Raw genomic sequence first — 10601 nt, 5'->3', positions numbered from 1 at the left:
CGGGGTCAGCTGACGATTGCCGGGACGGTGTCCGGGTTACCGTCGAGCGCCACGGCGAGTTGCGGGGCCAGCCGGTCCAGCAGGTACGGGATCGACAGCACCGAGGCGAAGTAGTAGGCGCAGCTGGCGTCCGAGCCGCCCTGGATGAACACCGAACGGTCCTCACGGGCGACGCGCAGCCGGGAGAAGATCGGATCGGCGGCCAGCTCGGCCTTCAGCGCCGCGACATCCTTGGGCTCCCAGACCAGAACATCGGCATCGATCAGGTCGGCCCGCTCGAAACTGATGGTGGCGTCGAAGTTTTCTCCCAGCGCGTCCTTGACGGCAGCGGACTGGGTGAACCCGAGCATCTGCAGGAACTGGCCACGCGGATCGGTCGCCGCGGAGACGCTGTAACCGTCCTCGTTGCGGTAGACCGACAGACCGGTCTTGCCCTCGAATTGCGGGTAGGTGGACTTGGTCTCGGCGATCTTCTCGCGGGTCTGGGCCAGCAGCTCGTCACCCTTAACCTTCTCGTCCAGGGCCTGCGCGAGGATCGGGGTGATCTGTTCCCAGGTCGCAGCGTAATCGTTGGTGTCCTTCGGCTGCGCCAACGTCGGCGCGATCTGCGACAGCCGCGCGTACTGCGTATCGGTCAGGTCGGAGTACAGACCGACGATCAGATCCGGTTTGAGGTTGGCGATCTCCTCGTACGGCGGCGCCCCGTCGGCGGCGAAGGGCAACTCGGCCGGCGCCTGCCGGTCCCCGAGCAGGTCCTTCGACCACGGGCCTAGCACGCCGGTGGTGAAGTATCCGTCCCAGGTCATCACGGCGACGGGCACGGTCCCGAGCGCGATCAGGGTGTCCTGCTCCTGCAGCCCGATCACCACGACGCGGCTGGGCTTCTGATCGAGGGTGGTGCTGCCGTATCGATGGTCGAGGGTGACCGGGTAGGACCCCGACGGCTGGGCCGACGTGGTGGCGGAGTCGGTTTGGCTGCTGGAGCAACCGGCCGCGACCAGCGCGAACAACATCACGAAGAGCATCAATGCGCGGCCGCGCCCCCCGTTGCCGCCACGGCGGTCCGTGCTGGTCTGTCGCTCGGGCATGGTTGCCGCCATGGTCATAACAAAGATTCCCTCCGATGGTCGAATTTGGTGAGCCTAACCTCGCACGGTGACCGGTTCAAGCGGCACGGGGCGCACCACCCGGGCGTGTCCGACCGCTAGCCTGTCCGGGTGCCTGACGACCGCGATGCGCAGATCTCGTACCTGCCCCGTGCACTGTGGCCGCTGCGCAACCGCGACTATCGGCTGCTCACGCTCGGGCTGTCGACCACCCTGCTGGGCAACGGGCTCTGGTCGGTCGCGTTGGTGTGGCAGGTCATCGCGATGGGAGGCGGTGCCGGCCAGGCGGCGATCGTGATGACGATGTTCAGCGCGGGCCTGCTGATCAGTGTGCTGCCCGCGGGGGTGGCGGCCGACCGGCTGCCCAAGCTCGTCGTCATGCGCGCCTCGCTGTGGGTGCAGGCGGCGCTGCTGATCATCGTCGGGGTCCTTGCCATCGGCGACCAGGTGCAGATCTGGCATCTGGCGGTCACCGGCTTCGCGTTCGGCATCGCCGAGGGTTTTTACATACCCGCCTACACCGCGCTGTTGCCGACCATCCTGGCGCCGGAGGATCTGTTGGCCGCCAACGGAATCGAAGGGGTTCTGCGTCCCGGTCTGCAATTCGCTCTCGGCCCGGCGATCGGCGCGCTTCTGGTGCAACTGTGGTCGCCGGGGTGGGCGATCCTGACCCAGGGCGCGATGTTCGTGCTCGCCGCGATCATCCTCGGGTTCATCAGGCCCCCTTCGGCCGTCGCGCCCGACGGCGAGGACGACGAACCGGAATCGGCGCTGGGTGACCTGCTGGCCGGACTGCGGTACATGTATCGCACCAAGTGGTTCTTCGCGACGCTGTTGTTCGCCGTGGGCAATGTGCTCGTCGTCGTCGGCCCCATCGAGGTGCTGTTGCCCTTCGTGATCCGCGATATCGGCGGAGCCCCCGGGCATCACGCGACCGTGCTGGCGGTGTTCGGGATGGCCGGTGCGGTGGGCGCGCTGCTGGTGGCCTCGCGCCCGTTGCCACGCCGCTACATCACCGTCATGCTCGTGCTGTGGGGATTGGGCGCGCTGCCGCTTGGCCTGATCGGCTACACCGACGCGATCTGGATGATCGCCGCGGTGATGGTGGTCGTCGGCGCCACATCCGAGGCGGGGCAGGTCATCTGGGGAACACTGCTACAGCGGCGGGTGCCCGCCGAAATGCTCGGCCGCGCATCCAGTCTGGATTTCTTCGTGAGCCTGGTGATGATGCCGGCCTCGCTGGCGCTGGCGGTCCCCGCCGCGCATCTGATCGGGACCACGGGTGTCTTCATCGTCGCGGGCGTCGCACCGGTGGTGTTCGCGGTCATCGCGCACCTGGCCGCCCGCCTCGGCCGCGATGAACTCGACCACCCGCTGGATGACCGGACATGACGGGCTGCCGATGAGCGCTGAAGCCGTGCAGTCCCCGCCCGCCGTCACAAGGGAATCCCGCGCCACGGGCACCCGGACTCGCCTGGCCTGGCTGGCCGTCTTCTGCCTCGTCCTGCTGCTCGCCTGTATCGCCAGCGCTGCCGTCGGCACCCGTGACATCCCGATATCGACGGTCATGCGGGCGCTGTTCGACTACCAGGGATCCGATAACGAAGTCGTGGTCCGCGCGTCCCGCATTCCCCGCACGGTATTGGGTCTCGTGGTCGGCGTGGCGATCGGCGTCGGCGGCGCGATGATCCAGGCCGTCACCCGCAACCCGCTCGCCGATCCCGTCGTGCTGGGCATCACCCCCGGCGCAATGTTCAGCGTGGCACTTGCGGTCGGGGTGTTCGGGTTGCGGTCCATCCACCAATACCTGTGGTTCGCGCTGATCGGATCCGCGGTGGCCATGGCGATGGTTTACGCCATCGGTCGCTCGGGGCGTTGGGGCGCGACACCCATCCGGCTGACGTTGTCCGGAATCGCCATCGGCGCGGTCTTCACCGCCTTCACGTTGGCCCTGACCCTGTTGAACCCGTCGGCATTCGACCAGATGCGGGCCTGGGACGCAGGATCGATCGCCGGGCGCGGCTGGGATGTCACCGTCGCGGTGCTGCCGTTCGTCCTTGTCGGACTGGCTATCACGGCATCGGTTGCCCGTGGGTTGGACGCGATCGCCCTCGGTGACGATATGGCGCGCGCACTCGGTACCCAGCTGGCCCGGACGCGCACCCTCGGCCTCATCGCCATCACCCTGCTGTGCGGCGCGGCGGCCGCTGCGGCCGGTCCGATCGTCTTCGTGGGGCTGATGATCCCGCACATCGCCCGATGGCTGGTCGGCGCGAACCAACGGTGGATCCTGCTCATCTCGGCGATCGCGGCCCCTGCGCTGGTGTTGTCCGCGGACGTCCTCGGCCGGATTGCGTTACGCCCGGCAGAACTGCCCGTCGGCATCGTCAGCGCGTTCCTGGGGGCACCCGCCCTGATCTGGTTGGTCCGGCGCAAGACGGCGATCCAACCGTGACCCCATCCGTGACCCCGCCCGTGACTACGAGGACCGGACGCGTCGATTTCGGGCGCCCCACGCTCAGATGGCGAAACCTGCGTATCGACGTCATCTCCGTGGTCACCACCGCGGTGCTGGTCCTCGCCGCGATCATGGTGTCGATCTTCAGCCTGGGTGCCGGTGACTACGACATCGCACCCTGGGACGTGCTGCGCGCGGTGTTCGGCAGCGGCGCGCCGTTCGACATCGTGGTGGTCCGCGAGTGGCGGGCGCCACGAGTGTTGATGGCGCTGATACTCGGTGCGTTGCTGGGCATCTCGGGTGCCATCTTCCAGTCGCTCACCAAGAATGCGCTGGGCAGTCCGGACGTCATCGGCTTCAACTCGGGTTGCTACTTCGGTGCGCTCGTGGTGATCCTGTTCGTCGGTGCGCACTCGAGCGCGCTCCTCGCCGTCGGCGCGGTCGCCGGCGGCTTCGCGACCGCCGCCATCGTGTATCTGCTTGCCTTCAAACGTGGTATCGCCGGTTTCCGGCTGATCATCGTGGGCGTCGCGGTCGCCATCATGATCGAGGCGGTCAACACGTGGATGATTCTCAAAGCCAATCTGCAGGTCGCCATATCGGCAGCGGCTTGGGGTGCGGGCACCCTGGCCAATGTCACCAACAATCAGGTCCTGGTGGTCCTCGCCGGAACCGCCGTGCTCGTCGTGCCGCTGGCCGTGATCGCCCGGCGGATGCCGGTGGCCCAGCTGGGCGATGACGTCGCCGCCGCGCTCGGGCTGCGCACGGAGGCCACTCGAGTGTTGATGCTGGCCGTCGGTGTCGGATGCGTGGCCATGGCAACCGCTTTCACCGGGCCCATCAGTTTCGTGGCGCTTGCCGCACCGCAGCTGGCCGCCCAGGTCACCCGCGGCGGGGGTCTGCGGCTGGCCCCGTCGGCGGCGATGGGCGCGGCGATCCTTGCCGCATCCGATGCCGCGGCCCAGCACCTGTTGCCCGGCCAACTGCCCGTCGGCGTGATCACCTGGGGTATCGGCGGCGCGTATCTGGTGTGGCTGCTGATCAGGCAGTCGGGCTGAGCCCTCCGAGATCGGTCAATAGGACGCGAGGATCGGCTCCAGCTCCGAGGGTGTGGCGCCGTGCAGAATCACCCCGTCGGCACCAAGGGCCAACTGCTCACGAATGGTGGTGACACACTCCTGCGGACTACCGGTCGCCGCCGGCTCCGTCCACTCCGGGGGCAGCAACGTCGCAATATGCTCGAGTTTCTCGACGGGGGTGGTGGGGCTGTCGATGGCCTGCAATCCACCCACATAGAAGCTCTGAACCACCTCGTCATCACGGAAACGCTGTAGGACAGCCGGATCCCAGCGATTGGTCCGCACCAACAGATCACCATAGGCCTGCAGATAGGTGGCCAGCCTGCCGACGAGCTTGCGCAGCCGCAGCTCCTCGGGGAGGTGGTCCCCGATGGTCGCCAGGCATGACCACACCTTCACATCGTCCGGATTGCGGCCGGCCCGCTCGGCGGCGGATTTCACCGTCTTCACGCAGCGCGCCAACGTCTCGTCGGTGAAGAAGGTGTGCAGGATGACCTGGTCCATGACACGGCCACCCAACTCAAGCGAGTTCGGCGCGAAGGCGACCATTCCCATCGGGATGTCGACGTCGTAGTCCTGGCCGAGCCGCAACAAGGGAAAGCTACCCATCGGACCGTCATGGCCGACGATGGTCTCACCGCGGAACAGTCGGCGCATCACGCCGACGAAGTCCTCCATCTGCGCGGTGGTGATGCGCGGCATCCCGAACGCATCCTGCAGCGGCGGCACACCCCGGCCGATACCCAGGGTGAAGCGGCCCTCGCTGAGGCGCGACATGGTGAGCGCGTAGGCGGCGGTGACGATGGGGTGTCGGGTGTTGTGGTTGGTGGCACCGGTGGCGATACCGATCCGATCGGACACCGCGGCGGCGGCCCCGGACAGGGTGCATGCCTCCTTGGTGTTAAAGCGCTCGGAGATGAAGACGTGGCCGAGTCCGAGTTCTTCGGCGCGGCGGATCTCATCGATCATCACGCGCGGTGATTCCGGTTGTCCGCCAAGGGTGTAAAAGCCCAGCTCGGGTTTCGTGGTCACGGTCACAACGTTGTCTCCTCGGCGAGTTCGGGCCATCGGTCATGGTCGTAGATGCAGGGATTCCATACCTCGACGATGCGCCCCTCGACGACCCGATAGACCTCTATCGAGGAGATGACATCGCGCGTTCCGTCGTGTTGGACGATGTCTGCCTGGTAGACAATCGAACACAGCTGCTCGTCGGCGACGATCTGCGGCAGCGTGAAGTGCACGCTGCGCACGCCCTCCCACAGATCCCGCACCCGCTGCACCGCCTCGTCGTGGGTGAGCACGGTTCGGCGGCCCGGGGTGTTCCGGATGATCTGTTCACCGATGATCTGCTCGCCGACCGCGTAGTTCCGCTCATTCCACAGCTCGTAGTTGTAGCGCTCGACGACAGTTCGCGGATCGGTCGAGTGAGCACTGAGTGTCCCCATCGGCGTCTGGCCCTCCGGTGTAACCATGACCACATTTTTACTTGCTTGCGTGCAAGTTAACAACTACTTTTCGAATATGACGTCGACAACACAGCTTTTTCCCCGCTCCGCGTCCGAGCTGACGGCGAGCTGGCTCACCGAGATCCTCACCTCCTCGGGGGCCATCGCACCAGGGACACACGTCACCGAACTCCGCGCGCAGCGCATCGCCGAGGGCGTCGGCTTCGCTTCGTTCCTGTATCGGGTGCACCTGGGTCTGGACGGCGCGGGTCCGGCCAGCGTGATCGCCAAGTTCCCCACCGACTACCCCGATTACCAGCTACTGGCCTCCTCGATCCAGCTCTACGAGCGCGAGGTGACGTTCTACAACGCCGTGGCCACGTCGGCTCCCGTGCGCACCCCACGCGCGCACGCGGCCGCGTTCGATGGCACCACCGGCGAGTTCGTCATCGTCATGGAAGACGTGGGTGCTCTCGAAAATGCCGACCAGGTGGCCGGATTGAGTTTCGACCGGGCCCGTGCGGTGCTCGCAGAAACTGCGCGCTTCCATGCCTGGGGCTGGGACACGACACCACCGGTCACCGCTCACCCGACCTTTCTCGACCTCGACGACGCGCGGATGGCCGGGCTGTTCAGCGCCGGCACCGCGGCGGGATGGCAGGTGTTCGCCAAGCACGGACGCGCTTCTGCGCCTACCGATCTGGCGGCGGTGATCAACGACTATGCCGCATCGGCGCCGACTCTGTTAGCAGCTCTGGCGACGCCCACCACGCTCATCAACGGGGACCTGCGGGCCGACAATTTGTTTTTCGCCGAGGATGGCTCACACGTGACCGTGGACTTCCAGTTCACCGGTCGCGGATGCGGTATGTGGGATGTCGCCTATCTGGTGGGCCAGGGTATGTCGCCGGCCGAACGCGACGGCCGAGAGATCGAACTGGTCCGCCATTACCTCACCACGCTGGCGGGACTGGGTGTCGATTACCCGTTCGACCAGGCTTGGCGGCAGTTCCAGATCGCCACCGTGCTACAGATCGCGTTGCCGCTGGCGGCCATGATGTCCTGGGACAACGTCAACGATCGTGGACGCGAACTTCTCCAGGTCCTGATGGAGCGCAGTGTGGCGATCATCGGCGACTGCGATGCGATGAGCGCCGTCCGCGCCGCGCTCGGCTGAACGCGCCGGTCAACGATGCCCGTTGGTCAGCCTGTCAGCCAATCGGTCGTGCAGCCGGCCCAGTGTCTCGTCGACATCCATCGTCTCTGGGCTGAGCAACCATGCGTAGGCATACCCGATCGCTGCCGCGGTCAGTTCCGAGGCGATCTCCTCGGCGTCGCATTCCGGTGCCACCGAACCATCGGACTGTCCGTCGAGCACGGCCTGACGCAGACCGGCGCGCGTTCGCGCGAGCCATCCCTCGATACGCGGCCGGAGGATGTCGTGGTCATGCAAGGCCTCGAAGTTCAGTGTCAGCGCCGCGCGCAACAACCGTGGGTCCTCGGCGGCGAACTCGCGTAGCGCCAGCACCGGCGCGAGCACTCTCTGCAGGCCGGAAGCACCCGGCTCGGGCTCGACCTCGATGCGCCGCTCGTACTCCTGCAGCACCGTCTCCAACAACGCTTCCTTGGACCCGAAACGCTCCCGCACCATGGCCCGGCTGTAGCCCGCCCTGATGCCGATCTCCTGCGCCGTCGCGTTGTTGTACCCCCTCTCGGCGATGAGTTCGATTGCGGCTTCGGCTAGTCGGCGCGAGGACTCCTCGACGCGTTCCCGCTGCGACCGACGCTCCGTGCTCATCGCGTCGCCGGGAAGGATCTGCAGAGATACATCCGCGAGATTCTAACCACCTGCCATCGCCGGCAGCCCCAGCGCGCGTGCAGCACAGCACTACATGTCCAGCACCACAGCCCCCACCGGATGCGCGCAGCAAGGCAACACGTTGCCGTCGGCGGGCGGTTCGAGCGGGTCCGGATCGTAGGTGACCTCACCGGCGAGCAGTCCCGCTTCACAGGTGTGGCAGACCCCGGTGCGACACGACCACCTTGTCGGTACATCACAAGCCTCGGCGATCTCCAACAGGCTGTTGTAGCGGTCACTCCAGGGCACGGTCAGCGAGCTGCGGGCAAAGGATATCGCAGGCCCAGAACCGGTTTCGGCTGGCGGATGCACCCCGACCGTCCCCGCCCCCGCTATACCGGGATTGACCGCGGCGGCGGCGCCGAAGGTCTCGGTGTGCAAACGCTCGGTGCCGACACCGAATTCCTCCAGTCCGGTCACCAGATCGTTCATGAATCCTGTTGGGCCACAAGCATAGATATCACCACCGAACGGAACATCCATTCCGCGTAAGGTTTCCACGGATATCCGTCCGGCATCGTCGTAGTCGACACCGAGACGGTCCGCCGCACGCGGACGGCTGTAGAAGGTGCGACTGTGCGCATGCGCCAGCCGGCCGGTCAGCGTCCGGACCTCCTCGGCGAAGGCATGTTCGCCACCGTCGCGCGACCCGTGAATCCACCAGATCTCGCGCATCGAACGGTGTTCGGCGAGCATGTGCAACATCGACAACACCGGTGTGACACCGATCCCGGCCGACAGCAGCACCACCGGGCCCGGATCGTCGTCGAGGGCGAACACCCCGCGCGGTGCGGCCACGTCCACCGCATCGCCTACACCCAACCGGGTATGGAGGTACTCTCCGGCCACGCCCCCGGCAAGGCGTTTGACCGCGACCCGGAACTCCGCCGAACCGGGCAGGTTGGACAGCGAGTAACTGCGGATGACCGGCGGACCATCCTCCGGGGTCAGGCGCACGGTGATGTACTGCCCCGGCTGCCACACCGGCAGTGTGTCGCCGTCGCGAGCAACCAACGTCAGCACAACGATATCGGCGCCCACGCGTTCCAGCGTGCGCACCGTGAGCCGACGGAATCCGGTCCAGGCCGGCGGTGCAGTTGCGGCCGCGGTCAGGCCGGGATTACCGGTCGACTGGGGCCGCTGCTGATCCCGCTCGACGAGTGCGCGCAGCGACTGTTGCCAACCCGGGCTCAGCGCAGGGATCCGCAGCGCCCGCGCGAGCACTTCGGGGGAATGGCCGGGAAGGTAGAGCAGCGCGTCGATCTCGGCGACCGACACCTGCTCGGGACCGGTGGCGATCTTGGTGATCAGCTGCCCAGCTTGCACCTCGCCCTCTTCGATGACGCGGCAGTAGAAGCCCGGGCGATGATCGGCCACCAGCAGCGCGGCCATGCGTGGCTCACCGAGTCGCATCCCGACGCGATAGCAGGTGACCCGTGGCTGGGTGACCTCCAGCACCACCGTCCCGACGCGGAACCTGTCCCCGATGCACACCTCGTCGTCGGCGAGGCCGGTGACCGTGAAGTTCTCGCCGAAATGCCCGGGCCGCAGGTCATCTCGGCCAAGTGCCGCCGACCAGTGCTCATACGAGCCGAGCTGATACACCAGGACCGCGCGCTGTTCGCCGCCGTGCCCGCCCAGGTCGCCCTGCCCATCCCCGTCGATATTGAGCCTGCGCACCATGACCGGCCCCGACACCGGCGACTTGTACACCGCGGTTCTGACGACCCTGCCCTGCCACGGCACATCCTGGGGCATACCGACATTGATCGACACCAACCTCGGATGCCCCGCGGTGTCCGGCATGACGGGCCCTCAGCCCTGCCGTCGCGCCATCGCCGCCACGATCTCGGCGGTGTCCGGTACCGCATGTGCGAGATAGGCGAAATTCACCAGCGCGGCCTGATATCCGTCACCGCGCACCGGATGTCGCGGACCGGCGGTCGCATCGCGGACGACAGCGACCTCGAAACCCTGCTCCAGCAGATCTCGCAGATGCGACTCGACGCAGATGTTTGCGAGCATCCCACACAGGATCACCCGTTGCACCCGCCGCTTGCGTAGCTGCAGAACCAGATCGTTGGTCTGCGGACCCCACACCTTGTGCGGGCTGACCACAGTGGTCGCCGCGTCCTCGATGAACGGTGCGAGTTCGGCGACCCAGTCGGCACCCGAGCCCGCCAGGCCGTCCAGGTTCAGCACCCCGGTGCGGGCAAAGGTGCCCGTGCTCAACTCGTCATCCTCCAGCGGTCCGTTGAAGCTCCAGCGGTGGTCGTGGGGATAGAAGTAGTGCGGCGAGACGAACACGGCGTAGCCGTTGTCCCGGGCGCTGCCCAGAATCTGACCGAGGTGTGCCACCACATCGTTCTCGGTGACGCTCGCGCCGAGCACGGCCCAGTTCTTCCCCGCGGGGCTCAGGACATCGTTCTGCGGGTCGATGACGACCACGGCGGTGTCGTCGGGGCGATAGTGCACCGGTAACTCCTCAGGCGTGGATCTGGACGGATCGACCGGTCGAACGCTACGCCCAATTGCGCGGCTGCTCGTCCGATTCGCACTGCTCGTGACCCCTGACCGCCCGCGGCACCGTCGACGAGCGTGTTCGGCCAATCAGCGACGAACAAGATCAGCCTGGCGTCCCTGTGGGGTGAC

10 protein-coding genes are annotated in these 10601 nt (G+C 66.7%); 4 read left to right on the top strand and 6 right to left on the bottom strand.

Translation table 11 applies throughout. The annotated features are described in order from the left end of the window. Positions 1-5 precede the first annotated feature (5 nt). Entirely contained in the window at positions 6-1088 is a 1083-nt protein-coding gene (locus IC40_RS0103255) for an iron-siderophore ABC transporter substrate-binding protein (RefSeq protein WP_030133328.1), read from the bottom strand. A gap of 183 nt (positions 1089-1271) precedes the next feature. On the opposite strand from IC40_RS0103255, the gene IC40_RS0103250 reads away from it, so the two are divergent. Genes IC40_RS0103250 through IC40_RS0103240 form a run of 3 tightly spaced genes read left to right on the top strand, consistent with a single transcriptional unit; the run spans position 1272 to position 4622 of the window. After that, positions 1272-2498 (top strand): MFS transporter, encoded by a 1227-nt coding sequence (locus tag IC40_RS0103250; RefSeq protein ID WP_030133327.1) that lies wholly within the window; start codon positions 1272-1274, stop codon positions 2496-2498. A 10-nt stretch (positions 2499-2508) separates the two neighbouring features. Continuing rightward, entirely contained in the window at positions 2509-3561 is a 1053-nt protein-coding gene (locus IC40_RS0103245; protein WP_030133326.1) for an iron chelate uptake ABC transporter family permease subunit, read from the top strand. Between the two features lie 20 nt (positions 3562-3581). Beyond that, positions 3582-4622, top strand: a complete 1041-nt coding sequence (locus tag IC40_RS0103240; protein WP_030133325.1) for a FecCD family ABC transporter permease — start codon at positions 3582-3584, stop codon at positions 4620-4622. Positions 4623-4637: 15 nt separating this feature from the next. Here IC40_RS0103240 and IC40_RS0103235 read toward each other — a convergent pair whose 3' ends face one another. Beyond that, on the bottom strand, positions 4638-5711 hold the full coding sequence (locus tag IC40_RS0103235; protein WP_042509870.1) for a TIGR03857 family LLM class F420-dependent oxidoreductase: 1074 nt from the start codon (positions 5709-5711) through the stop codon (positions 4638-4640). Further along, positions 5678-6118, bottom strand: a complete 441-nt coding sequence (locus IC40_RS0103230; RefSeq protein ID WP_138158180.1) for a nuclear transport factor 2 family protein — start codon at positions 6116-6118, stop codon at positions 5678-5680. Before IC40_RS0103230 ends, IC40_RS0103235 begins: the two co-directional genes overlap by 34 nt. Positions 6119-6167: 49 nt before the next feature. Between IC40_RS0103230 and IC40_RS0103225 the strand changes: the two genes are divergently transcribed. Beyond that, entirely contained in the window at positions 6168-7268 is a 1101-nt protein-coding gene (locus IC40_RS0103225; protein ID WP_030133322.1) for a phosphotransferase, read from the top strand. 9 nt (positions 7269-7277) lie between these two features. On the opposite strand, the gene IC40_RS0103220 is transcribed toward IC40_RS0103225, so the two are convergent. The 3 genes from IC40_RS0103220 to IC40_RS0103210 form a co-directional block, all read right to left on the bottom strand. After that, complete coding sequence (locus IC40_RS0103220; RefSeq protein WP_030133321.1) at positions 7278-7889, bottom strand: TetR/AcrR family transcriptional regulator; 612 nt, start codon at positions 7887-7889, stop codon at positions 7278-7280. Positions 7890-7979: 90 nt separating this feature from the next. Then, on the bottom strand, positions 7980-9755 hold the full coding sequence (locus tag IC40_RS0103215; RefSeq protein ID WP_030133320.1) for an MOSC and FAD-binding oxidoreductase domain-containing protein: 1776 nt from the start codon (positions 9753-9755) through the stop codon (positions 7980-7982). 9 nt (positions 9756-9764) lie between these two features. Continuing rightward, complete coding sequence (locus tag IC40_RS0103210) at positions 9765-10424, bottom strand: cysteine hydrolase family protein (protein WP_030133319.1); 660 nt, start codon at positions 10422-10424, stop codon at positions 9765-9767. Between the last annotated feature and the right edge of the window lie 177 nt (positions 10425-10601).

This window comes from Mycolicibacterium neoaurum ATCC 25795, assembly GCF_000691525.1.
Lineage (GTDB): Bacteria > Actinomycetota > Actinomycetes > Mycobacteriales > Mycobacteriaceae > Mycobacterium > Mycobacterium neoaurum.
Note: the sequence above shows the minus strand (reverse complement) of the source record. Positions and strands in the feature narration are given on the sequence as shown.